Here is a 21,088-nt window from a genome sequence, read left to right as displayed (position 1 = left end):
TCCGTTTAGTGATAAGATTCCTGCGCTCAACACCTCAATGAATGAAGAAAAACAGGCCATCCCCGTAGTTTCTACAGTGAGATACATCATTCACTAAGCACTATAAATACTTCCTCACCTAAAAGCATGTGTTACTCGTGCCAAAGGGTTGGTTAATTCATAAATCCTTTGTAGTGGCGCTTGATTAGTTGGCTTTCGATTGTCTTCATCACTTCTAGTACTACCCCAACAACAATTAGTAGCGAAGTACCACCGATCTGCACAGATTGTGGAAGACCTGAGACAGAAATAATAAAGACTGGAAGAACGGCAACTGCTGCAAGGAAGAATGAACCTGGAAGGGTAAGACGATTTAATACTTTTGTCAAATATGACTCTGTCGCTTTACCAGGACGGATACCAGGTACAAAACCACCATTTTTCTTCATTTGTTCTGATAACTGCATTGGATTGATTTGTACAAACGTGTAGAAGTACGTAAATCCAACGATTAGAAGAACATAAAGAATCATACCTAGTGGAGCTTGTGTATAGTCGAAATTGACGCGAATCCAATCCGCTATAGCATTTCCAGCCCAGAAGCTTGCGATAGTGGGTGGGAAAAGCAAGAGTGATAAAGCAAAGATTACTGGGATAACACCAGCTGCATTAATTTTAAATGGCAAGTGTGTCGATTGACCCCCGTACATCTTCCGTCCTACCACACGTTTGGTATATTGAACTGGGATTTTACGTACACCCTGTTGAATGTAAATAACAGCCACAATAACTAGCACAATCACAATAAGTAATCCGACAGTTTTTAACACACCAATAGCAATAGGTGCATTCTTGGTAAACAAGCTACTGTATATTTGACTGATATGAGTAGGGATGCTAGCTGCAATACCAGCAAAAATAAGAATAGAGATTCCGTTCCCAATCCCTTTTTCTGTGATCTGCTCCCCTACCCACATCAAGAAAGTAGTACCCGCGGTTAACGTTAGAGAGATAAGTGCATAAGTCCAAAAGTTAGGATTTTGTATGAATCCACTTCCAAGCAGACGATCAAAACCTAAGGACAAGGTGATCGATTGGATCAAAGCCAAGGTAATTGTAAAATAACGTGTTGCTTGTGTGATTTTACGTCTACCTGTCTCTCCTTCTTTTGCCCAACGAGCAAATGCAGGAATTACATCCATCGTGAGTAGCTGAACAATGATTGAAGCAGTAATGTAAGGCATAATCCCCATCGCAAAGATAGAGAAATTACTGAAGGCTCCACCAGAAAAAGCATTGATTAAGCCGAATACTCCTTGACTTTTATCAGCAAGTGATTGCAATACAGCAGGATTGGTATTTGGAACAGGGATAAAGCTACCTACTCGAAAAACTACCAACATGATAAGAGTAAACAGTATTCGACGGCGGAGGTCTTCTACCTTAAAAATGTTACCAAGTGTCGCAAACATGTTAGATTACCTCCGTTGCTCCGCCAGCGGCTCTGATTTTCTCAGCTGCAGTGTCAGAAAACTTATGAGCTTTTACAGTAAGTTTTACACTAAGCTCGCCATTTCCTAGAATTTTAAGCCCAGACTTCATATCTTTCACGATACCAAGTTCAGTCAATAACTCAGGAGTGACGACGGTTCCTTCATCAAAGCGACTCAACGTGTCTAGATTTACGATCGCGTATTCTTTACGATTCGGGCTAGTGAATCCACGTTTTGGCAAACGACGGTAGATTGGGTTTTGACCACCTTCAAAGCCTGGTCGAACTCCACCACCAGAGCGTGCGTTTTGACCTTTATGTCCGCGTCCAGAGGTTTTACCAGAACCGGAACCAGTTCCACGGCCTACGCGTCTTGACTCTTTGCGAGAGCCAGGTGCTGGTTGTAGCTCGTTTAATTTCATGCTTTGCACCTCCTCTTGTATTAAGTCAAAGCTATTATTCAGATACTTCTTTTACATCTACAAGATGAACAACTTGATTTACCATACCTCGAATCGAAGCATTATCAGGCTTGACCACAGTTTGTTCACGTTTGGTAAGGCCTAACGTACGAAGGGTTACCCGTTCACGTTCAGGTCGACCAATCATACTCCGTCTGAGGGTAATCGCTAATTTGTTTGCCACGGTTATCCCTCCTATCCGAGTAGCTCTTCAACAGTTTTGCCACGAAGTTTTGCTACTTGTTCAGCTTGTTTCAAGCTAGATAGACCAGCGAGCGTTGCACGAACCATGTTGATTGGGTTGTTCGAACCTGTTGACTTTGTCAAAATGTCACCAACACCAGCAACAGTTAGTACATCACGCACAGGACCACCAGCGATAACACCAGTACCTTGGCTAGCCGGTTTTAAAAGAACTTTTCCTGCTCCAAAACGACCAACAATATCATGAGGAATTGTATTTCCGGTTAGTGGAACAGTAATTAGGTTTTTCTTCGCAGCTTCTACGCCTTTTTTGATTGCTTCTGGTACTTCAGCCGCTTTTCCGATACCTGCCCCTACGCGACCTTTTCCATCACCAACAACAACAAGTGCACTGAAGCTAAAACGACGTCCACCTTTAACAACTTTTGCTACGCGGTTGATGTTTACCAGTTTTTCTGTAAACTCGGACTGAGCGCCATCTCTTTTATTTCCTTTGTTCTGCTTCATTAGAAGTCAAGACCTCCTTCCCTTGCCCCATCCGCTAAGGCTTGTACACGACCATGATAGAGGTATCCTCCACGATCAAAGACAACTTTGTTGTATCCTTTTTCGATAGCACGTTTGGCTATTAACTCGCCGACACTTTTTGCTGCATCAACGGTTCCTCCACCAGCGCCTTGGTACTCTTTCTCCACCGTAGAAGCGGAAACAAGGGTTACGCCTGCTTCGTCATCAATAAGTTGTGCATATATGTTCTTAGATGAACGGAATACATTGAGGCGAGGACGAAGAGCCGTGCCAAAAAGTTTTTTCCGAACCCGAAGGTGACGCTTTTTCCGCTTTTGATTGCGATCTGCTTTTTGAATCACGGTCTGGTTCACTCCCTTCTAGTTATAAGTTCTATTTACCAGTTTTACCTTCTTTACGACGAATCCGTTCAGTAGAGTATTTAATACCTTTGCCTTTATATGGTTCAGGTTCACGAACAGAACGAATATTAGCTGCCATGGCACCAACTTTTTCTTTGTCGATCCCTTTGACAATTACTTGTGTTTGAGTAGGAACGTCAAGTTCGATACCTTCTGTTGGAGTGATCTCAACTGGGTGAGAATATCCAACGTTCAATACAACTTTAGTTCCTTTTTTGGATGCACGGTAACCAACACCGACTAGGTCAAGTGTTTTAGCGAAACCTGTAGAAACACCTTCCACCATGTTGGAGATGATGCTACGAGTTGTTCCGTGCAGTGCCCGATGTGTACGATGATCGCTAGGACGCTCAACCAACAACTCATTATCCGAGATATTGATCTTCATATCAGCGTGCAGATTGCGGACCAATGTACCTTTGGGTCCTTTTACCGTCAACTGATTGCCTTCTAAGTTCACTTCCACACCAGCAGGTACGGTAATCGGTTTTTTCCCGATACGAGACATGTTTGGTTCACCTCCATCATTACCAGATGTATGCTAGCACTTCTCCACCAACGCGTTGTTGACGTGCTACTTTGTCCGTTACGATTCCTTTATTGGTTGATAGGATCGCAATTCCAAGTCCACGTAGTACACGAGGTACTTCAGTAGATTTGGCATATACACGAAGTCCAGGTTTACTGATTCTCTTTAAACCAGTGATTACCTTTTCGTTGTTTGCACCGTACTTTAAGAAAATACGAAGGATACCTTGTTTACTATCCTCGATGTATTCAGCATCACGAATAAATCCTTCTTGTTTTAGAATTTCTGCGATCTCACGTTTCACACGAGAAGCAGGTAGTTCAACACTTTCATGGCGAACCATGTTTGCGTTACGAATTCTAGTCAGCATATCCGCAATGGGATCTGTCATCACCATGTGTGAGCCCTCCTTTCAGAAGCATTACCAGCTTGCTTTTTTTACGCCGGGAATCTGCCCTTGGTAGGCCAATTCACGGAAACAGATACGACATAGTCGAAATTTACGTAAGACAGAGTGAGGACGTCCACAACGTTCGCAACGAGTGTATCCTTGCACCTGAAACTTCGGCTTTCGTTGTGATTTGACGATCATCGATTTTCTGGCCAACGGATTCCCTCCTTTACCTCTTATTTACGAAATGGCATTCCCATTTCGGTGAGTAATGCATGTGCTTCTTCGTCCGTATTAGCAGTAGTTACGATAACTACATCCATCCCACGAACTTTATCGATCTTGTCATATGAGATTTCTGGGAAAATCAATTGTTCTTTTACTCCAAGTGTATAATTTCCACGTCCATCAAATGATTTAGGGGAAATCCCTCTGAAGTCACGTACACGAGGTAGTGAGATATTAATTAATTTATCTAAGAAATCATACATACGCTCTCCACGCAAGGTAACTTTTACACCAATTGGCATACCTTCACGAAGCTTAAAACCAGCGATAGACTTTTTGGCACGCGTAATAACTGGTTTTTGACCAGAAATAGCGGTCAAATCTTCTACAGCGTTGTCCAATACTTTGGAGTTTTGAACTGCTTCACCAACACCCATGTTGATAACGATCTTCTCCACTTTTGGAACTTGCATAACTGATTTGTATTCAAATTTGCTCAACAATGCAGGAATAATTTCGTTTGTATACGTCTCTTTTAATCGAGCAGTCAAGGAATGTACCTCCCTTCCTCAAAACTATTTATCCAGGATTTCGCCTGACTTTTTCGCAAACCGTACTTTCTTTTGCTCACCGTTTTTAGCCTCGATAAACTTATAGCCAATACGGGTTGGTTGTTTTGTTTTTGGATCTTCAATCATCAAGTTGGATACATCGATTGGTGCTTCTTTCTCGACAATACCACCTTGAGGGTTAGTTTGTGTTGGTCGGGAGTGTTTTTTTACCATGTTTACTCCCTCCACAAGTGCTCTTCCTTCTTTTGGGAGCATTTTGATGACACGACCTTTTGTGTACACCTTTTTCCCATCTTGGAAGTATGGAGCTTCTTTCCCACGCATCACGATAACCGTATCACCAGTTTTGATGTGAAGTTTATTGGGGCGTTTTTCGCTTTTCACTCATGCGCACCTCCTTATCTCTCACGATCTGTCCTTAGAGCACTTCTGGTGCCAAGGAGATAATCTTCATAAAGTCGCGATCACGTAACTCACGGGCAACTGGTCCAAAAATACGGGTACCACGTGGGCTTTTGTCATCCTTAATCACGACTGCTGCATTTTCATCGAAACGGATATAGGAGCCATCAGGTCGGCGGTTTGCACGAGTAGTACGAACTACTACGCATCTGACAACCTCGCCTTTCTTAACAACGCCTCCGGGTGTAGCTTGTTTCACCGAAGCAACGATGATATCACCGATACCAGCAGTAGACTTCTTCGATCCACCTAACACACGAATGCACATGATTTCTTTCGCACCGGAGTTATCCGCAACTCGAAGACGTGTCTGTGGTTGAATCATCGGTATTTCCTCCTTCCTTAAGAGAACTCCCTAGATGATGACAGCCTCTTCTACAATCTCAACGAGACGCCAATTTTTATCTTTCGATAATGGGCGAGTCTCCATGATTTTTACGATGTCACCTGTTTTTGCTTGGTTGTTCTCATCATGGGCTTTAAACTTTTTAGTATGTTTCACGCGTTTTCCGTACAGTCGATCCTTTTTGTAAGTTTCTACTGTAACTACAATTGTTTTATCCATTTTGTCGCTGACCACTTTACCGACACGTACTTTCCGACGTGTTGTACGTTGTTCGCTCAACCCTGATTCCTCCTTTCGCTATCCAGTTCACGCTGGCGAAGGACAGTTTTGCAACGAGCAATGTCTTTACGGACTTGTCCCAAACGGTTTGGGTTTTCTAGTTGCCCAGTTGCAGATTGAAAACGTAGGTTAAACAATTCTTCTTTGTACTGCGTCAGTCTTTGTTCGATTTCGGTGGTGGTCAACTCGATTAGCTCTGCTGCCTTCATTCGTTACCACCTGCTTCACGTTTTACAAATTTAGTTTTGATTGGAAGTTTGTGAGCTGCTAAACGCATGGCTTCACGTGCAACTTCCTCTGACACACCCGCTAGTTCAAACATGATTTTACCTGGTTTTACAACAGCTACCCATTTTTCTGGGGAACCTTTACCGCTACCCATCCGAACCTCAAGAGGCTTTTGAGTAACTGGCTTATCTGGGAAAATTTTAATCCATACTTTCCCACCACGTTTGATATAACGAGTCATCGCAATACGCGCTGCTTCAATTTGACGGTTGGTAATCCAAGTTGGTTCAAGTGCTTGTAGGCCATATTCGCCAAAAGCTACTTCTGTTCCGCCTTTTGCCTTCCCGCGCATTTTGCCACGGTGAGGACGACGAAACTTCACCTTTTTGGGCATTAGCATGCGTTACTCGCCTCCTTCAACTGCTCCTTTTTTCCCTTTGGTTGGCAGTACTTCACCACGGTAAATCCATACTTTTACACCAATACGGCCAAATGTGGTATGTGCTTCTGCAAATCCATAGTCAATATCAGCACGCAAAGTATGAAGTGGTACTGTACCTTCGCTGTATCCCTCACTACGAGCAATATCAGCTCCACCAAGACGACCACTTACGAGAGTACGAACCCCTTTAGCACCAGAACGAAGGGTACGTCCGATAGCTTGCTTCATAGCACGACGGAAAGAAACACGACGTTCTAATTGGCTTGCGATGTTTTCAGCTACAAGATAAGCATCCAACTCAGGGTTTTTGATTTCGTTGATGTTGATGTGAACTTTTTTACCAGTCATTTTGGTAAGTTGGTTGCGAAGTTTTTCAACTTCAGTACCACCTTTCCCAATAACCATACCAGGTTTCGCAGTATAGATAGAAACGTTCAGGCGATTTGCTGCACGCTCGATCTCTACTTTGGAGACTGAAGAGTCCTTCAACTTCGTTTTAATGTATTCGCGAACACGAATATCTTCATGAAGTAGTGTAGCGTAGTCTTTACCACCATACCATTTGGATTCCCAGTCACGAATAATACCGACTCTTAGTCCTACTGGGCTAACTTTTTGACCCAAAGTTCTTCCCTCCTTATTGATATTATTTTTCGGATACAACCACAGTGATGTGACTTGTCCGCTTGTTGATACGACTTGCACGTCCTTGTGCACGTGGAATAAATCGTTTCAATGTTGGTCCTTCATCCACATATGCTTCTTTTACAACCAAGTTACCTTGGTTTAGGTTGAAGTTATGCTCTGCATTTGCTACAGCAGAACTCAATACCTTCTCGATAACTGGAGAAGCCGCCCGAGGTGTGAATTTAAGAATTGCTGCAGCTTCGTCGATAGACTTTCCACGGATCAAATCCACTACCAAACGAACTTTACGAGGAGCAATTCTTACACTTTTAGCAACTGCAAATGGTGGGAAAACGAATTTTGTTGTACCACCTTTTGTAGAAGCGATGATCAGACCTAGTTCTTTGACATCTTTTTCTACCGCTTCTTCTGTTGCTTTTACACCCGCATCTTGAAGATGCTCAGTCAACTCAGCAACGCTTGCGATGTCATGTGCTTTGATCAGCTTTTTAATCTTGCGTTGGCGTACGACGTTCATTTTTACCCTCCTTTCTTTCAAAAAGAATAACTAGCGCTTACGAGTTTTTTTATCGTCCCCAGCATGTCCTTTATACGTACGGGTAGGAACAAATTCACCAAGTTTATGTCCAACCATATCTTCACTTACATATACAGGTACATGTTTACGTCCATCATGAACAGCAAAAGTGTGACCAACAAAATCAGGGAAGATGGTAGAACGACGAGACCAAGTTTTAATGATCTTTTTTTCGCTTTTCTCGTTTAAAACCTCTACTTTTTTCAGTAGATGAGCATCTGCAAAAGGCCCTTTTTTCAGGCTACGACCCATGCGATACGCCTCCTCTCATACCGTAATCATCCAACATATCGTTCCCACGAAAGATCCCTTCCGCGGGATAGGAAGAGGTGATTATTTCTTACGACGACGAACGATAAATTTGTCCGAAGCCTTGTTTTTCTTACGAGTTTTGTAGCCAAGAGTTGGTTTACCCCAAGGAGTAACAGGAGACTTACGTCCAATAGGAGCACGACCTTCACCACCACCATGTGGATGGTCATTAGGGTTCATAACAGAACCACGAACGGTTGGACGAATACCTTTCCAGCGTGAACGACCTGCTTTACCAACTGTGATCAATTCATGATCTAGGTTACCAACTTGACCGATTGTTGCACGACAATCTGCAAGGATCATACGTGTTTCACCAGAAGCTAGACGAATGATAACATACTTACCTTCTTCACCTTTGTGAGCACCTTTACCCAATAACTGAGCAGAAGTACCAGCAGCACGTACCAATTGTCCACCGCGACCTGGCTTCAACTCGATGTTGTGAATCTCTGTACCAACTGGGATATTACGAAGTGGCAAAGCATTACCTACTTTAATATCAGATTCTGGTCCAGACACGATTTCCATACCAACTTTTAAACCTTTTGGCGCTAAAACATAGCGTTTTTCACCATCAGCATAATGAATGAGTGCAATGTTCGCAGAGCGGTTTGGATCGTATTCGATCGTAGCTACTTTACCTGGGATACCGTCTTTGTTACGTTTGAAATCGATAATACGATATTTCCGTTTATGACCGCCACCTTGGTGACGCATGGTAAGACGACCTTGGTTATTACGACCAGCTTTTCTTACTAAGGAAGTAGTAAGAGACTTTTCTGGTGTAGAAGTAGTAATCTCTTCAAAAGTAGAACCAGTCATATGACGACGTGAAGGTGTAGTTGGTTTATACTTTTTAATACCCATTTGCTTTTCCCTCCTTTTCTTTACTTATTTTTAGTTCTCAAAGATTTCGATTTGCTTGCTACCTTCAGCAAGTTTCACAATAGCTTTTTTCCATTCTGGTGTCCGACCGGAGTAACGACCTTGGCGCTTGATTTTACCTGGCACACGCATCGTGTTTACACGGTCCACTTTCACATCAAAAATGGTCTCTAACGCTTGACGGATTTGATATTTGTTCGCACGAATATCTACTTCAAATACGTATTTTCCTTCTTCCATCAAAGCTGTAGATGCTTCTGTTACAATGGGACGACGGATAATGTCACGTGGGTCCTTCACTGGCCAAACACCTCCTCTACACGACTTACTGCATCTGTAGTAATGATCAACTTGTCATGTGCAAGCACATCAAGTACGTTTACTCCTTCAGCAGCAATCAATTTCACACCTGGGATATTACGAGCAGCACGCACAGCATCGTCTTCTAATTTATTAGTTACAACAAGTGCTTTCTTCTCGGCACCCAAGTTTTTTAGTACTTGAACCATTTCTTTTGTTTTTGCAGCAGAAAGATTCAGAGCATCCAAAACAACTACATCTTTTTCTTCTACTTTGGTAGAAAGAGCAGATTTGATTGCGAGACGGCGAACTTTTTTAGGAAGCTTGTAAGCATAGCTACGAGGTGTAGGACCGAAAACTGTTCCACCACCAACCCATATCGGGGAGCGTGTGCTACCTGCACGAGCACGTCCTGTTCCTTTTTGCTTCCATGGTTTCTTACCACCACCACGCACTTCGGAACGATTCTTTACATCGTGAGTTCCGCTACGCAGGGATGCTTGTTGCATCACTACTGCATCATGAAGTACAGCTTTGTTAGGGGTAATCCCGAATACTGCGTCAGCTAACTCCAACTCGCCAACCTGGGAACCCGATACATCAACAACTGTTACCTTTGGCATGATTGATCCTCCTTTCTGATGTTAATTAAACGCCTTTTGCCGCGGAACGAATTACTAAATAGCTGTTCCGAGGTCCAGGTACGTTTCCTTTGATAAGAAGTAAATTCTTTTCAGAATCCACACGAACTACTTGTAGGTTTTGTGTAGTGATACGTTCACCGCCCATACGACCTGGTAAGGTTTGTCCTTTGAAAACACGGTTTGGAGCAATAGCACCTAAAGAACCAGGTCCACGGTGGTAGTGAGAACCGTGACTCATTGGTCCTCGGCTTTGATTGTGACGTTTGATCGCCCCTGCAAAACCTTTACCTTTCGAAGTACCTGTTACGTCAACAAGCTCTCCTTCATTGAAAAGATCAGCTTTGACTACAGCACCTAATTCGTACTCTTCTGGGTTCATTCCACGGATTTCTTTGATAAAGCTCTGTGCTTTCGCATTTGCTTTTTTCGCATGTCCAAGCTCTGGTTTATTGGAACGGTGTTCCTTTTTCTCTTTAAACCCTAGTTGGATCGCTTCGTATCCGTCGGTTGTTTCATCTTTCTTTTGCAGAACAACACATGGGCCAGCTTCTACTACTGTTACGGTAACAGCTGTACCATCTTCACGAAACAATTGGGTCATCCCAACTTTTTTCCCAAGAATTCCTTTCATTGTTACACCTCCTGCCATTTTCAATTGTTGAATTATAGTTTGATTTCAATGTCGACGCCGGATGGCAGGTCGAGTCTCATTAGCGCATCAACAGTTTGTTGAGTTGGATTCACAATATCAATCAAACGCTTATGCGTGCGCATTTCAAACTGCTCACGTGAATCTTTATATTTATGAACCGCCCGCAAAATGGTGTAAACTGCTTTTTCCGTTGGAAGTGGAATCGGACCCGATACACTTGCTCCCGTACGTTTTGCAGTGTCGACAATCTTCACTGCCGATTGATCCAAAACACGGTGGTCATACGCCTTCAGTCGAATGCGAATCTTTTGTTTTGCCATCTTTAACCCTCCTTCGCTCATTTTGATAAATGAACTTCTCCGCGAAAATTTTCCGCCCAACCATGGCAAAGGGGCCGGGTGTGTCGGCAACCTTCCGCATCATCGCTGTTCACAGTACAACATTGGCTATTATATAGAAAAAGGAAATAGGATGCAAGAGAAAAAATATGATTGCCTACTATTGGATGAATTTGAATCTAAAAATCTAATGATATCTTCAACTTAATGGAGTATTATTGCGTTTCGAATAATGCTTGGTCATTAAAATCAGTATCCATTATAAAGTTAATAAAGTTTTTGCTAGCAGGTGTCACTTCTTCAAAAGAATGAGTTATGACACCTATCTCACGAGTAACTCTAGGAATAATATCTTTTATGATTAAATGATGCCGTACAGAAGACAAGGTGAAGCTTGAAATAATGCCAATACCTAAATTACGTTTGACCATATTGATTAGAGTTTCAGCATTTTGAACTGTTAAATTCTCTTTATATGTGATGTCGTTTTTTTGGAGTTTTTTGGTTAAGGCGAGCTCATGTCCTCCCTTACAGAAGATAATATCCCCCTGATAGTTTTCTAAATTAATCTTCTGCACGTCACTTAAATTGTGATGATCAGGAATAACAGCAACCATATAATCATGATACAAAACTTTATATTCAAATGAATCAAAAGGTGAGGAGACAATTCCGAAATCAATAGATCGTTCCCCTACCCATTTTTTTATCTGGTTTGATGTTCCTTCTACTAATTCAATCTTTACATCTGGGAATTTGGATCTAAATAAGGAAATGACCTGAGGCAATATCTTTGTAGATACAGCTGGAAAAGACCCCACCTTAACTTTCCCTCTTAATAATTGGTTTTCTTGATAAGCAACTTGATACATTTTATTTTCAATCAACTTCATTTTTCTCGCTAAAATAAGAATTTCTTTTCCTACTTCAGTAAGTAGTAAACCATTTTGTTTATCCCGAAGAAACAATTTAACACCCAATGATTCTTCTAAATTTTTTACTACTTTGCTTACTGCTGGTTGAGATATATATAACTCTCTGGCAGCCTCAGTAATGTTCATTTTTTCTGCGACCTTTAAAAATGTCTCTAAGTTATTCATTTTCATAACCAATTAGTTATCTCCTTTATAAAAAATAACTATTTCAGTTATATACAACTATATCATAAGATTATATCCAACATCCATATGCAAAGTAGCCAATGAATTGTATTCCTTTTTTACCTAATACTAAATACCAAGGAGGTTTCAGAAATGAATCAAGCACATTACAAAGAAACTTCAACTTTGCATCGTCAACCTAGGGCATCTGAAACACAGGAAACTGATAAATCGAGACACAATCAACAATCTCGGCGTATATGGATAGCTTCTTGGATGGTAACGGCAGTCTTTATACTCGCAAACTTACCGACTCCACTCTATGTGTTCTGGCAACAGGAAATGGGTTTTTCAAACGGTACTCTAACCCTCGTTTTTGCAGCATACATTGTGGGGCTTCTAATGGCGCTTCTTTTTGCCGGACAGCTCTCTGATCGGTTCGGACGAAAGTCGGTACTGTATCCTGGTCTAGCAACAGCTATCCTTGCTTGTTTACTATTTGCTACAGCTTCCTCAGTCATTGCACTTGTAGGAGCCCGCTTTCTGTCTGGTATTTCTATTGGAGTAATCGTTTCTGCAGGTATGGCAGCAGTAATGGATGTGGGTGGATCAGAACAAAAGACAACTGCCTCACTTGCTGCATCGGTCGCAATGGTACTGGGGGCTGGTCTTGGACCACTGCTGGCTGGAATATTGGCAGAAATAATTGCTCAGCCTGTAATTCCGATTTTCACTATTGAACTGGTGTTATTAATTAGTGCATTTCTTATAGTAGGTATACTTCCTAAAAGAGGAATGGAGTCCAGTCAACAGAGTGAATGGCGTCTAAAGGTTCCTAGTGTCCCATCAGCAAATCGCTTGCATTTAGCTTTCGGGATTGCTGTGTTCGCGCCCGGTATTACAGCGACATCCTTTGTTTTATCTCTTGGTCCTTCGCTTTTATCGAAGCTTCTAAATATAAAAAGTCCTCTTATTTCGGGTATTACAGCCTGCGTGATGTTCTTAGCAGCAACTGGAATACAGTTCATGCTAAAAAAGCAATCTGTTCGAACAAATTTCTTGATCGGTGCAACAGCAACAATCCTTTCTATGGTTAGTATTGCATTGGCCGTCCATTTCTCGATTGTACTATTGTTCGTAATTGCGGCTATACTTGCTGGAATTGGTCAAGGCCTTGGACAACTTGGTGGATTAACACTTATCGGTGTACATGTTCCAGATCATCGTAGAGCAGAAGCAAACGCCGTACTCAATCTTGGCGGATACATTTCAGCAGCTCTCTTACCAGTAGGCACTGGTTACCTTATCGATATAACAAGTTTAGCAATCGGAGCAACTATCTTCACAGCTATCCTTTCTATTATGGCTGGAACTGCTATGATTTTCGTCCTAACACGTTTTCAAAAAGAATAGCACGTTCTTGGCTAGATCATATTAACAGTAAATGAAATTGTAGACTTACTAACAGCACTAGGAGAGAATCGGTCATGAATATATTAGTTATTATTGTTCATCCTAATATTGAGAATTCAAGGATTAATAAGATGTGGAAAACCGAGCTAGAGACAGACACCACCATCACTATCCATGAACTTTATAAAAAATATCCAAATGAGATAATAAATGTAAAAGAAGAACAGAAGTTGTTAGAAAACCATGATCGTATTATTTTTCAATTTCCTATGTATTGGTATAGTTCACCACCTCTATTAAAGAAATGGTTCGATGTCGTTTTATTAAAAGATTGGGCATTCGGACCAGACGGCAATGCACTAAAGGACAAGGAATTTGGTTTAGCTGTTTCTACTTTTTCACCAGAAGAACACTATTCACATGAGGGCTTAAACGGCCATACCATAGAAGAACTTTCATTTCCATTTGAGACAACAGTGAACAAAATCAAAGGTATTTACCTTCCTATATTTGCGTTGCATGGAGTAGGAAAAATCAGCGATGATGATTTAAAAAAGAATGCTTTGGAATACAAAAACCATATAATAAAGAAATATATCATTGGAAAAAAATCGAGATTTCAATGATGCTCTTTCCTTCGTTAGAAAAAAATATTTCAATATTATCAGTTAATCATAACAAAGTAAGTTTTTTTAACTGATTGTCTTAAGACACTCTTTGCAGTGGAGGGTCCGTTTCATTTATCAGAATCTAGGTCCTAAATCTAGGTCCTCCACTCTCTTTCACTTTTTATTCTCTTTTGATCTGTGACCACCTCTACGTATAATGCGATAACTGACGACTTCCAAAGAAATAGCTATTATAATCGCCCCTACTCCTATGCTTGTACATGATTCCCCAAAAAACTCAAAAAGATTAAAACCAAACAACATTGGAAAAATACCAGAATAAAAAAGTAGATCTAGGAAGGTTGCGTAAAATAATAAGTTAATGACAGAGATAGTGATCCCAATAAGCAAATTTTTATTCATGTTATTCCTTTCATCATTGTCTTGAAAATATAGATAAGTATGTCTTGATTAGAAAATATATTGAAAGTAATATAGTATTTTCTCTATTCTTCATAACTATATCGTACAAGTAGTGGTTATCTCCATAAAACTTCAAATTCCTAGTAATAGCTCAAAATATTTCTTGTTCCTTGATGTCTGATTTATTTGACGAAATCGTGAAGAAAGTATATTCTAACTTTAGCAAAATAAAGTATCAAAAAGGAGTTTCTATGCCGTCCGAAAAAAGATTGAACGAATGTGTTGTCACATATAAAGACCAAGAAACACCCGCATTGTATGTTATCCTTGATAATGGTGGAGTATTTGAAGAACAAGCAGATAATGTTTTCAAAGCCACCACTGGTCGGCTTTATGTTCACTGTGTAAAGTCAGACTTTAAACTTTATCCTTCAGATGAACAGCCTGCTTATGTACAGGTTGTGAAAGAATAAAATATAGATGGGGCATGGAATTTCAATCCATGCCTCTTTTTCAAATTTCCAAAGATTTTATCAATCGATCCCATACTGATGGTCCCCTACTATCAATTAAAAAGTGAATATGCTGTCAGCGAGTCATCTATTTGAATGTCAATTGATGTCATTTAAAAAGTAATTTGAAATAGGAATGTGAATAATAGATTTATTCCCTCTGTTTTTTATAAGAATGATACAGCTTTTTTCAATAGCAATTAAAGGTATTAGATTGATTACAATTCATCTCATTTCGTGCAAATTACTATAAAAAATGTGGATTGATTACACTCAATTTATGAAACTACATATGAGGTAACAAAGCCTCCATTGATCAGGAGACAAAAATGGGTAGTATTATAAGTGGTAGTTTTCATATGGAAGGTAAGATGACCGTTGTTTTCAACAATGAACCTAATAAAGAGATTGACTGCAATGTAGCTATTCTACAGAATGGCGAGTATACGATAAGTAAAGACAAAAAACACACTACGATCTTCTCTGCGCAAACTTTTCTATGGAACACACATTTTACTACTTTCTCTTCCAGTGATCCACGCTCTCCAATCACTATCTTTAGTAAGTAATTCCTATCGTTATGTGCAGATAGCGAATGCTATCTGGCACTGCCATTTTTAAAGAGAAAAAGCAGTTTCCCCAAGAAGGAGAACAATTTTCTAATTGGAAACTAATCACTATACAGCCACTGCATCATCACCAACAATATGTCTCCTTCACGGATGGTGAAACGAGTTCCATCTTCAATTGCAATTGGACAGATTTTAACCCAACAGTTAGTGATGAAACTTTCGAAAAACACCGTTACAAAATTGACGAATCAAATAGTAATGCTACTATGTAAATGTTCCTCTACTCACTATTTAGGAGCAACATGCTGAAGCACTTTATCGAAGCAAAGTTTCCTTATACCAAGGGAACGGCTATTTTTTCGGCAGAAGACTGTACCGTCACATACAGAGGAGAAACATTCCCTGCCAAAAAGGCTTATGCCGTCGACTACTCGCCTTGTTCCAAGAAAGAAAATACCATCACTGTAACAGGTGGAAGGGTCACACTTTCAGTGAAAAAGACTGGTTTCCATCCAGCTCAGCGAACAGATAAGTTGATCTATGGCATTTATCCGAGTAGTGAGGAGCCTGCAATCATTAAGGTGACGTAATTTACTTCACCTAGCGATGCTGGACAGCGAAAAAGGTGTCCAGATCTCATATACAACGAAAAAAGCTGTCCTCCCACCCTAATAGGAGAACAGCTTTTTCTATTCCATATACTACTCGCTGATTACGGTAACTGCACCAGCACCAACGGTACGTCCACCTTCACGGATGGTGAAACGGGTTCCGTCTTCGATAGCGATAGGAGCAATCAATTCTACTTCCATCTCTACGTTATCTCCAGGCATACACATTTCAGTACCTTCTGGAAGTTGGATAACACCAGTTACGTCCGTTGTACGGAAGTAGAACTGTGGACGGTAGCTAGAGAAGAAAGGAGTATGACGTCCACCTTCTTCTTTGGATAGAACGTAAACTTGAGCTTTAAATTTGGTGTGTGGTTTCACACTACCTGGTTTAGCAAGTACTTGACCACGTTGGATGTCTTTACGTTCAACACCACGAAGCAGAGCACCGATGTTGTCACCAGCTTGAGCGGAATCAAGGAGACGACGGAACATTTCTACACCAGTTACAACGGTTTTACGAGTATCGGTAATACCAATGATTTCTACTTCTTCCCCAACTTTTACAGCACCGCTTTCTACACGACCGGTAGCAACTGTACCACGACCAGTGATGGTGAATACATCCTCAACTGGCATCAAGAAAGGTTTGTCAGTGTCACGAACTGGTTCTGGGACATAAGCGTCTACAGCAGCCATCAGTTCAACAATTTTGTCAGCCCATTCTCCACCAGCTGGATTTTCAAGAGCTTTCAAAGCAGAACCAGCGATTACTGGAATGTCATCGCCAGGGAATTCGTATTCGTCAAGAAGTTCACGAACTTCCATTTCTACCAATTCCAATAGTTCTTCATCATCAACCATATCTACTTTGTTCAAGAAAACAACGATGTGAGATACACCTACTTGGCGAGAAAGCAAGATGTGTTCACGAGTTTGAGGCATAGGACCGTCAGCAGCAGATACTACCAAGATAGCTCCGTCCATTTGCGCAGCACCGGTGATCATGTTTTTTACATAGTCAGCGTGTCCTGGGCAGTCAACGTGTGCATAGTGACGGTTGTCTGTTTCATACTCTACGTGTGCAGTAGAGATAGTGATACCACGCTCTTTTTCTTCTGGAGCTTTGTCGATTTGGTCGTAAGCAGTAGCGGTAGCGCCACCTTTTTGTGCAAGAACTGTTGTGATTGCAGCAGTAAGTGTTGTTTTACCATGGTCAACGTGACCAATTGTACCAACGTTAACGTGTGGTTTTGTACGTTCAAACTTGGCTTTTGCCATTTTAGGAATCCTCCTTCAAAATAAGAAGAGTAATTTTTTTTGATTTAATCATGTATAGGAATCTAGTAGATATTTCAACTAGGTTCTTTTAAATTTAGCCATTTGTAGCTTTTTTGATGATCTCTTCAGCAACACTTTTTGGAACTTCTTCAAAATGGTCAAACTGCATGGAGAAAACTCCACGACCTTGGGTACGAGAACGTAGGTTAGTTGCATACCCAAACATTTCTGCGAGGGGAACCATTGCACGAACAACTTGTGCCCCACCGCGAGCTTCCATACCTTCTACACGGCCACGACGGGAGCTAGCATCACCCATCACATCACCCATGTATTCTTCTGGTACGGTTACTTCTACTCTCATGATTGGCTCAAGAATAACTGGGTTACATTTGCTCTTTGCAGCTTTCAAAGACATGGAACCAGCGATCTTAAATGCCATCTCAGAAGAGTCAACATCGTGATAAGAACCATCTACAAGAGTAGCACGCACGTCTACCAATTGGTAACCAGCGAGAACACCATTGAGCATGGATTCTTCGATACCTTTTTGTACAGCTGGGATGTATTCTTTTGGAACAACCCCGCCGACGATTTTATTGACGAATTCAAAACCAGTACCTTCTGGTAATGGCTCATATTCAATCCAAACGTGACCAAATTGACCTTTACCACCTGATTGACGAATAAACTTACCTTCAACTTTAGCAGATGAACGGAAGGTTTCTTTGAATGCAACTTGTGGTGCACCCACATTTGCTTCTACTTTGAACTCTTCCTTCAAACGGTCTACGATGATTTCTAGGTGAAGCTCACCCATACCAGCAATAATCGTTTGACCAGTGTCTTCGTCTGTATGAGTACGGAAAGTAGGATCTTCTTCAGCCAATTTCGCAAGTGCTACACCCATTTTATCTTGGTCTGCTTTTGTTTTTGGTTCAATAGCAACCTCGATAACTGGTTCTGGGAATGTCATGGACTCAAGAATGATTTCGTTCTTTTCATCTGATAGAGTGTCACCAGTAGTAGTAACTTTTAGACCAACCGCTGCTGCAATATCCCCAGCATACACAGTTCCAATTTCTTCACGAGTGTTAGCATGCATCTGTAAGATACGCCCAATACGTTCCCGTTTTCCTTTGGTTGTGTTTTGCACATAAGAACCAGAATCAAGAGAACCAGAGTATACACGGAAGAAAGTCAATTTCCCAACAAATGGGTCTGTAGCGATTTTGAATGCAAGTGCAGAAAAAGGCTCTTCGTCACTGGAGTGACGCACTGCCTCTGTACCATCTGGAAGCTCCCCTTGAATAGCAGGAACATCAAGTGGGGATGGTAGGTAAGCAACAACTGCATCAAGTAATGGTTGTACCCCTTTGTTTTTGTAAGAAGAACCACAGAGCACAGGAGTAATCTTCACTTCAACAGTTCCTTTGCGAAGTGCAGCATGGATCTCTTCCTCTGTCAACTCTTCTCCTTCTAGGTATTTCTCCATCAAGTCATCATCGAGTTCAGCAACAGCATCGAGTAAGTTGGTACGATACTCTTCTGCTTGTTCTTTGTACTCATCAGGGATTTCCCTTGCTTCTGAAGTTGTTCCTAGATCATCGGTGTAGATGATAGCTTTCATGGTGATCAAATCGATCATACCTTGGAAAGTATCTTCTGCTCCGATAGGTAATTGGATTGGAACAGCATTAGCTTTCAAACGATCCTTCATTTCCTCTACAGAACCAAGGAAGTCTGCACCAATGATATCCATCTTGTTGATATAAGCAATCCGCGGTACATTATAGCGGTCTGCTTGACGCCAAACTGTTTCTGATTGAGGTTCTACTCCGCCTTTTGCGTCAAAAACCCCAACTGCTCCATCTAATACACGAAGAGAACGCTCTACCTCTACGGTGAAATCAACGTGTCCCGGAGTGTCAATTATGTTGATTCGATGACCTTTCCACTGAGCTGTCGTCGCAGCAGAAGTAATCGTAATCCCACGTTCTTGTTCTTGTTTCATCCAGTCCATGGTAGCGGCACCTTCATGTACCTCACCAATCTTGTGAACACGACCAGTATAAAACAATACACGTTCGGTTGTCGTTGTCTTTCCCGCATCGATGTGAGCCATGATGCCGATATTTCGTGTATTTTTCAAGGAGAATTCACGTGCCATGAAAAACTTCTCCCTTCACATAACCTAAGTAGTTGATCTGTCCAAGGGCTTAGCTTGGAAGTAAAATTACCAGCGGTAGTGTGCAAACGCACGGTTCGCTTCTGCCATCCGGTGTGTATCTTCTTTCTTCTTCACAGCTGAACCACCGTTATTTGCAGCATCTAAAATCTCGTTAGCAAGGCGTTCTTGCATGGTCTTCTCGTTTCGAAGACGTGCATAGGATACTAACCAACGAAGACCAAGGCTTGTACGACGTTCAGGTTTTACTTCGATTGGTACTTGGTAGTTTGCACCACCAACACGACGTGCCTTTACTTCCAGCACTGGCATTACGTTTTTCAAAGCTTGTTCAAAAACTTCCATTGGGTCGTTTCCAGAACGATCTTTGATCAAAGCAAATGCATCATACAAGATACGCTGTGCCTTCCCTTTTTCTCCATCGTACATGAGACGATTGATAAGACGGGTAACGAGTTTGCTGTTGTAAATTGGATCTGGTAATGCATCACGACGTTCTACAGGACCTTTACGTGGCATCGGATTCCCCTCCTTTTCTCTATGGATGTTTGTATTTCAAACAATTATTTTTTCTTCGCACGTTTTGTTCCATATTTAGAACGGCCTTGTCCACGGTTTTGTACACCAGCGGTGTCAAGTGCTCCACGAACGATATGGTAACGTACCCCTGGTAAGTCTTTTACACGTCCACCACGAACAAGTACAACGGAGTGCTCTTGTAGGTTGTGGCCAATTCCAGGAATATAAGCAGTTACCTCAATACCATTGCTCAAACGAACACGCGCATATTTACGCAATGCGGAGTTAGGTTTTTTAGGTGTCATGGTCCCTACACGAGTACAAACCCCTCGTTTTTGTGGTGAGCTTTGTGGAGTGCTCTCTTTGCGGAAGCTATTGAAATTCAATTGCAATGCAGGAGATTTGGACTTCACGATCTTGTTCTTACGTCCTTTACGCACTAACTGATTGATTGTTGGCATCTTTGCACCCCCTCATTTAAGATTTTTTATTTAAAACAACAGATCCAGGTGGATCGTAATTTGCGAAAAAAATAGAGTAACCATTAGATTAAATATCGTATATAGTCGACGTCTATACAATATAAAGCCTAAAAGTCAGCACTAATCTTTCAAAATGGCAACAGCAGCTGTTCCCACTTGTATCCCACTAGCCTTTCCAAGCTCTTTCATAGAAGGAACATATGTATAGGATACATGATTGTCCTCACAAGCTATTTGGATGGGATAAGTTAGCAATAAATCAGCATCTTTTGCCAATATAACAAGATGAGCCAATTGTCGATCAACAGCTTTTCTTGTTTGTTTGGTACCAATCACAAGTTGCTTTGCTTGCTTCACTTTTTCATAAGACATCCTTCAAGCCCTCCAAAGTGATACTCATACAAGCACAGGAGAAATCTTACCACCATGACACACAAAAGTCAAGAAGATTTTCGAACAATTATTAGATTTATGTGGT

At 41.3% G+C, this 21,088-nt stretch carries 33 protein-coding genes and 2 pseudogenes; 6 read left to right on the top strand and 29 right to left on the bottom strand.

What is annotated here, in order from left to right; genetic code table 11:
• Positions 1-152 precede the first annotated feature (152 nt).
• From secY to GSM42_RS12990, 24 genes and pseudogenes are all read right to left on the bottom strand, one after another.
• Positions 153-1,451, bottom strand: a complete 1,299-nt coding sequence (secY, locus tag GSM42_RS13100; RefSeq protein WP_160801982.1) for a preprotein translocase subunit SecY — start codon at positions 1,449-1,451, stop codon at positions 153-155.
• 1 nt (position 1,452) lies between these two features.
• A complete protein-coding gene (gene rplO, locus GSM42_RS13095; RefSeq protein ID WP_160801981.1) occupies positions 1,453-1,893 on the bottom strand; it encodes a 50S ribosomal protein L15 in 441 nt (146 codons plus the stop codon).
• A 34-nt stretch (positions 1,894-1,927) separates the two neighbouring features.
• Positions 1,928-2,116 carry a 50S ribosomal protein L30 gene (gene rpmD / locus GSM42_RS13090; RefSeq protein ID WP_160801980.1) on the bottom strand — a complete coding sequence of 63 codons (189 nt, stop codon included), beginning with the start codon at positions 2,114-2,116 and terminating at the stop codon, positions 1,928-1,930.
• 11 nt (positions 2,117-2,127) lie between these two features.
• The gene (rpsE, locus tag GSM42_RS13085; RefSeq protein ID WP_160801979.1) at positions 2,128-2,643 is read right to left on the bottom strand and encodes a 30S ribosomal protein S5; all 516 of its coding nucleotides are present in this window, start codon (positions 2,641-2,643) and stop codon (positions 2,128-2,130) included.
• Complete coding sequence (gene rplR, locus GSM42_RS13080) at positions 2,643-3,005, bottom strand: 50S ribosomal protein L18 (protein WP_160801978.1); 363 nt, start codon at positions 3,003-3,005, stop codon at positions 2,643-2,645. Before rplR ends, rpsE begins: the two co-directional genes overlap by 1 nt.
• A gap of 31 nt (positions 3,006-3,036) precedes the next feature.
• Entirely contained in the window at positions 3,037-3,573 is a 537-nt protein-coding gene (gene rplF / locus GSM42_RS13075; RefSeq protein WP_160801977.1) for a 50S ribosomal protein L6, read from the bottom strand.
• A 19-nt stretch (positions 3,574-3,592) separates the two neighbouring features.
• A complete protein-coding gene (gene rpsH, locus GSM42_RS13070) occupies positions 3,593-3,991 on the bottom strand; it encodes a 30S ribosomal protein S8 (RefSeq protein WP_160801976.1) in 399 nt (132 codons plus the stop codon).
• A 24-nt stretch (positions 3,992-4,015) separates the two neighbouring features.
• Complete coding sequence (locus GSM42_RS13065; RefSeq protein WP_160801975.1) at positions 4,016-4,201, bottom strand: type Z 30S ribosomal protein S14; 186 nt, start codon at positions 4,199-4,201, stop codon at positions 4,016-4,018.
• A 20-nt stretch (positions 4,202-4,221) separates the two neighbouring features.
• Positions 4,222-4,764, bottom strand: a complete 543-nt coding sequence (rplE, locus tag GSM42_RS13060) for a 50S ribosomal protein L5 (protein ID WP_160801974.1) — start codon at positions 4,762-4,764, stop codon at positions 4,222-4,224.
• Positions 4,765-4,788: 24 nt separating this feature from the next.
• Complete coding sequence (rplX, locus tag GSM42_RS13055) at positions 4,789-5,169, bottom strand: 50S ribosomal protein L24 (protein WP_338055297.1); 381 nt, start codon at positions 5,167-5,169, stop codon at positions 4,789-4,791.
• A 34-nt stretch (positions 5,170-5,203) separates the two neighbouring features.
• Positions 5,204-5,572, bottom strand: a complete 369-nt coding sequence (gene rplN / locus GSM42_RS13050) for a 50S ribosomal protein L14 (protein ID WP_160801973.1) — start codon at positions 5,570-5,572, stop codon at positions 5,204-5,206.
• 30 nt (positions 5,573-5,602) lie between these two features.
• Positions 5,603-5,872 (bottom strand): 30S ribosomal protein S17, encoded by a 270-nt coding sequence (gene rpsQ, locus GSM42_RS13045; RefSeq protein WP_028777708.1) that lies wholly within the window; start codon positions 5,870-5,872, stop codon positions 5,603-5,605.
• Complete coding sequence (gene rpmC / locus GSM42_RS13040; RefSeq protein WP_160801972.1) at positions 5,869-6,081, bottom strand: 50S ribosomal protein L29; 213 nt, start codon at positions 6,079-6,081, stop codon at positions 5,869-5,871. Before rpmC ends, rpsQ begins: the two co-directional genes overlap by 4 nt.
• Positions 6,078-6,500, bottom strand: coding sequence for a 50S ribosomal protein L16 (gene rplP / locus GSM42_RS13035; protein ID WP_160801971.1), 423 nt, complete (start codon positions 6,498-6,500; stop codon positions 6,078-6,080). Before rplP ends, rpmC begins: the two co-directional genes overlap by 4 nt.
• Before the next feature lie 3 nt (positions 6,501-6,503).
• Complete coding sequence (gene rpsC, locus GSM42_RS13030) at positions 6,504-7,166, bottom strand: 30S ribosomal protein S3 (protein ID WP_160801970.1); 663 nt, start codon at positions 7,164-7,166, stop codon at positions 6,504-6,506.
• Positions 7,167-7,188: 22 nt separating this feature from the next.
• Positions 7,189-7,509, bottom strand: a pseudogene (rplV, locus tag GSM42_RS13025) (50S ribosomal protein L22); the annotation flags it as partial.
• A gap of 18 nt (positions 7,510-7,527) precedes the next feature.
• Positions 7,528-7,707 (bottom strand): annotated as a pseudogene (locus GSM42_RS20655) (hypothetical protein); the annotation flags it as partial.
• A gap of 30 nt (positions 7,708-7,737) precedes the next feature.
• Complete coding sequence (gene rpsS, locus GSM42_RS13020) at positions 7,738-8,019, bottom strand: 30S ribosomal protein S19 (protein WP_160801969.1); 282 nt, start codon at positions 8,017-8,019, stop codon at positions 7,738-7,740.
• 81 nt (positions 8,020-8,100) lie between these two features.
• Positions 8,101-8,949: a 50S ribosomal protein L2 gene (rplB, locus tag GSM42_RS13015; RefSeq protein WP_160801968.1), complete on the bottom strand. Its 849-nt coding sequence runs from the start codon at positions 8,947-8,949 to the stop codon at positions 8,101-8,103.
• A 30-nt stretch (positions 8,950-8,979) separates the two neighbouring features.
• A complete protein-coding gene (gene rplW, locus GSM42_RS13010; protein ID WP_160801967.1) occupies positions 8,980-9,267 on the bottom strand; it encodes a 50S ribosomal protein L23 in 288 nt (95 codons plus the stop codon).
• Positions 9,264-9,890 (bottom strand): 50S ribosomal protein L4, encoded by a 627-nt coding sequence (rplD, locus tag GSM42_RS13005; RefSeq protein ID WP_160801966.1) that lies wholly within the window; start codon positions 9,888-9,890, stop codon positions 9,264-9,266. Before rplD ends, rplW begins: the two co-directional genes overlap by 4 nt.
• 25 nt (positions 9,891-9,915) lie before the next feature.
• Complete coding sequence (gene rplC / locus GSM42_RS13000; protein ID WP_160801965.1) at positions 9,916-10,542, bottom strand: 50S ribosomal protein L3; 627 nt, start codon at positions 10,540-10,542, stop codon at positions 9,916-9,918.
• A gap of 32 nt (positions 10,543-10,574) precedes the next feature.
• Positions 10,575-10,883 (bottom strand): 30S ribosomal protein S10, encoded by a 309-nt coding sequence (gene rpsJ / locus GSM42_RS12995; protein WP_028777698.1) that lies wholly within the window; start codon positions 10,881-10,883, stop codon positions 10,575-10,577.
• Positions 10,884-11,116: 233 nt separating this feature from the next.
• Positions 11,117-12,013 carry a LysR family transcriptional regulator gene (locus GSM42_RS12990; RefSeq protein ID WP_160801964.1) on the bottom strand — a complete coding sequence of 299 codons (897 nt, stop codon included), beginning with the start codon at positions 12,011-12,013 and terminating at the stop codon, positions 11,117-11,119.
• A 93-nt stretch (positions 12,014-12,106) separates the two neighbouring features.
• Here GSM42_RS12990 and GSM42_RS12985 point away from each other — a divergent pair, with 93 nt between their 5' ends.
• The 6 genes from GSM42_RS12985 to GSM42_RS12960 all read left to right on the top strand — a co-directional run bounded on the left by GSM42_RS12985 (position 12,107) and on the right by GSM42_RS12960 (position 16,119).
• Positions 12,107-13,414: an MFS transporter gene (locus tag GSM42_RS12985; protein WP_338055300.1), complete on the top strand. Its 1,308-nt coding sequence runs from the start codon at positions 12,107-12,109 to the stop codon at positions 13,412-13,414.
• A 74-nt stretch (positions 13,415-13,488) separates the two neighbouring features.
• Positions 13,489-14,040 carry an NAD(P)H-dependent oxidoreductase gene (locus GSM42_RS12980; protein WP_160801962.1) on the top strand — a complete coding sequence of 184 codons (552 nt, stop codon included), beginning with the start codon at positions 13,489-13,491 and terminating at the stop codon, positions 14,038-14,040.
• 656 nt (positions 14,041-14,696) lie between these two features.
• Positions 14,697-14,918 carry a hypothetical protein gene (locus GSM42_RS12975; protein WP_160801961.1) on the top strand — a complete coding sequence of 74 codons (222 nt, stop codon included), beginning with the start codon at positions 14,697-14,699 and terminating at the stop codon, positions 14,916-14,918.
• Between the two features lie 368 nt (positions 14,919-15,286).
• Positions 15,287-15,526, top strand: a complete 240-nt coding sequence (locus tag GSM42_RS12970; RefSeq protein ID WP_160801960.1) for a hypothetical protein — start codon at positions 15,287-15,289, stop codon at positions 15,524-15,526.
• A 26-nt stretch (positions 15,527-15,552) separates the two neighbouring features.
• Positions 15,553-15,801: a hypothetical protein gene (locus tag GSM42_RS12965; protein WP_160801959.1), complete on the top strand. Its 249-nt coding sequence runs from the start codon at positions 15,553-15,555 to the stop codon at positions 15,799-15,801.
• A 30-nt stretch (positions 15,802-15,831) separates the two neighbouring features.
• Positions 15,832-16,119: a hypothetical protein gene (locus GSM42_RS12960; protein ID WP_160801958.1), complete on the top strand. Its 288-nt coding sequence runs from the start codon at positions 15,832-15,834 to the stop codon at positions 16,117-16,119.
• A 111-nt stretch (positions 16,120-16,230) separates the two neighbouring features.
• On the opposite strand, the gene tuf is transcribed toward GSM42_RS12960, so the two are convergent.
• The 5 genes from tuf to GSM42_RS12935 form a co-directional block, all read right to left on the bottom strand.
• The gene (gene tuf / locus GSM42_RS12955; protein ID WP_160801957.1) at positions 16,231-17,421 is read right to left on the bottom strand and encodes an elongation factor Tu; all 1,191 of its coding nucleotides are present in this window, start codon (positions 17,419-17,421) and stop codon (positions 16,231-16,233) included.
• A 94-nt stretch (positions 17,422-17,515) separates the two neighbouring features.
• A complete protein-coding gene (gene fusA, locus GSM42_RS12950) occupies positions 17,516-19,591 on the bottom strand; it encodes an elongation factor G (RefSeq protein WP_160801956.1) in 2,076 nt (691 codons plus the stop codon).
• A gap of 66 nt (positions 19,592-19,657) precedes the next feature.
• Positions 19,658-20,128: a 30S ribosomal protein S7 gene (rpsG, locus tag GSM42_RS12945; RefSeq protein ID WP_160801955.1), complete on the bottom strand. Its 471-nt coding sequence runs from the start codon at positions 20,126-20,128 to the stop codon at positions 19,658-19,660.
• A 44-nt stretch (positions 20,129-20,172) separates the two neighbouring features.
• A complete protein-coding gene (gene rpsL / locus GSM42_RS12940) occupies positions 20,173-20,589 on the bottom strand; it encodes a 30S ribosomal protein S12 (protein WP_160801954.1) in 417 nt (138 codons plus the stop codon).
• 141 nt (positions 20,590-20,730) lie between these two features.
• Positions 20,731-20,982 (bottom strand): ribosomal L7Ae/L30e/S12e/Gadd45 family protein, encoded by a 252-nt coding sequence (locus tag GSM42_RS12935; RefSeq protein ID WP_160801953.1) that lies wholly within the window; start codon positions 20,980-20,982, stop codon positions 20,731-20,733.
• Positions 20,983-21,088: the final 106 nt, after the last annotated feature.

The sequence above is a fragment of the Shimazuella alba genome, from assembly GCF_009831235.1.
Classification (GTDB): Bacteria; Bacillota; Bacilli; order Thermoactinomycetales; family Thermoactinomycetaceae; genus Shimazuella; species Shimazuella alba.
This window is presented reverse-complemented; position numbering and strand designations above follow the sequence as displayed.

What these genes read in the sequence shown, in the direction of transcription:
- secY (WP_160801982.1), bottom strand. Translation starts at nt 1,451, where the DNA reads ATGTTTGCGACACTTGGTAACATTTTTAAGGTAGAAGACCTCCGCCGT.
- rplO (WP_160801981.1), bottom strand. Translation starts at nt 1,893, where the DNA reads ATGAAATTAAACGAGCTACAACCAGCACCTGGCTCTCGCAAAGAGTCA.
- rpsE (WP_160801979.1), bottom strand. Translation starts at nt 2,643, where the DNA reads ATGAAGCAGAACAAAGGAAATAAAAGAGATGGCGCTCAGTCCGAGTTT.
- rplF (WP_160801977.1), bottom strand. Translation starts at nt 3,573, where the DNA reads ATGTCTCGTATCGGGAAAAAACCGATTACCGTACCTGCTGGTGTGGAA.
- rpsH (WP_160801976.1), bottom strand. Translation starts at nt 3,991, where the DNA reads ATGGTGATGACAGATCCCATTGCGGATATGCTGACTAGAATTCGTAAC.
- rplN (WP_160801973.1), bottom strand. Translation starts at nt 5,572, where the DNA reads ATGATTCAACCACAGACACGTCTTCGAGTTGCGGATAACTCCGGTGCG.
- rpmC (WP_160801972.1), bottom strand. Translation starts at nt 6,081, where the DNA reads ATGAAGGCAGCAGAGCTAATCGAGTTGACCACCACCGAAATCGAACAA.
- rplP (WP_160801971.1), bottom strand. Translation starts at nt 6,500, where the DNA reads ATGCTAATGCCCAAAAAGGTGAAGTTTCGTCGTCCTCACCGTGGCAAA.
- rpsS (WP_160801969.1), bottom strand. Translation starts at nt 8,019, where the DNA reads ATGGGTCGTAGCCTGAAAAAAGGGCCTTTTGCAGATGCTCATCTACTG.
- rplB (WP_160801968.1), bottom strand. Translation starts at nt 8,949, where the DNA reads ATGGGTATTAAAAAGTATAAACCAACTACACCTTCACGTCGTCATATG.
- rplD (WP_160801966.1), bottom strand. Translation starts at nt 9,890, where the DNA reads ATGCCAAAGGTAACAGTTGTTGATGTATCGGGTTCCCAGGTTGGCGAG.
- rplC (WP_160801965.1), bottom strand. Translation starts at nt 10,542, where the DNA reads ATGAAAGGAATTCTTGGGAAAAAAGTTGGGATGACCCAATTGTTTCGT.
- rpsJ (WP_028777698.1), bottom strand. Translation starts at nt 10,883, where the DNA reads ATGGCAAAACAAAAGATTCGCATTCGACTGAAGGCGTATGACCACCGT.
- GSM42_RS12980 (WP_160801962.1), top strand. Translation starts at nt 13,489, where the DNA reads ATGAATATATTAGTTATTATTGTTCATCCTAATATTGAGAATTCAAGG.
- GSM42_RS12975 (WP_160801961.1), top strand. Translation starts at nt 14,697, where the DNA reads ATGCCGTCCGAAAAAAGATTGAACGAATGTGTTGTCACATATAAAGAC.
- GSM42_RS12970 (WP_160801960.1), top strand. Translation starts at nt 15,287, where the DNA reads ATGGGTAGTATTATAAGTGGTAGTTTTCATATGGAAGGTAAGATGACC.
- GSM42_RS12965 (WP_160801959.1), top strand. Translation starts at nt 15,553, where the DNA reads ATGCTATCTGGCACTGCCATTTTTAAAGAGAAAAAGCAGTTTCCCCAA.
- GSM42_RS12960 (WP_160801958.1), top strand. Translation starts at nt 15,832, where the DNA reads ATGCTGAAGCACTTTATCGAAGCAAAGTTTCCTTATACCAAGGGAACG.
- tuf (WP_160801957.1), bottom strand. Translation starts at nt 17,421, where the DNA reads ATGGCAAAAGCCAAGTTTGAACGTACAAAACCACACGTTAACGTTGGT.
- fusA (WP_160801956.1), bottom strand. Translation starts at nt 19,591, where the DNA reads ATGGCACGTGAATTCTCCTTGAAAAATACACGAAATATCGGCATCATG.
- rpsG (WP_160801955.1), bottom strand. Translation starts at nt 20,128, where the DNA reads ATGCCACGTAAAGGTCCTGTAGAACGTCGTGATGCATTACCAGATCCA.
- rpsL (WP_160801954.1), bottom strand. Translation starts at nt 20,589, where the DNA reads ATGCCAACAATCAATCAGTTAGTGCGTAAAGGACGTAAGAACAAGATC.
- GSM42_RS12935 (WP_160801953.1), bottom strand. Translation starts at nt 20,982, where the DNA reads ATGTCTTATGAAAAAGTGAAGCAAGCAAAGCAACTTGTGATTGGTACC.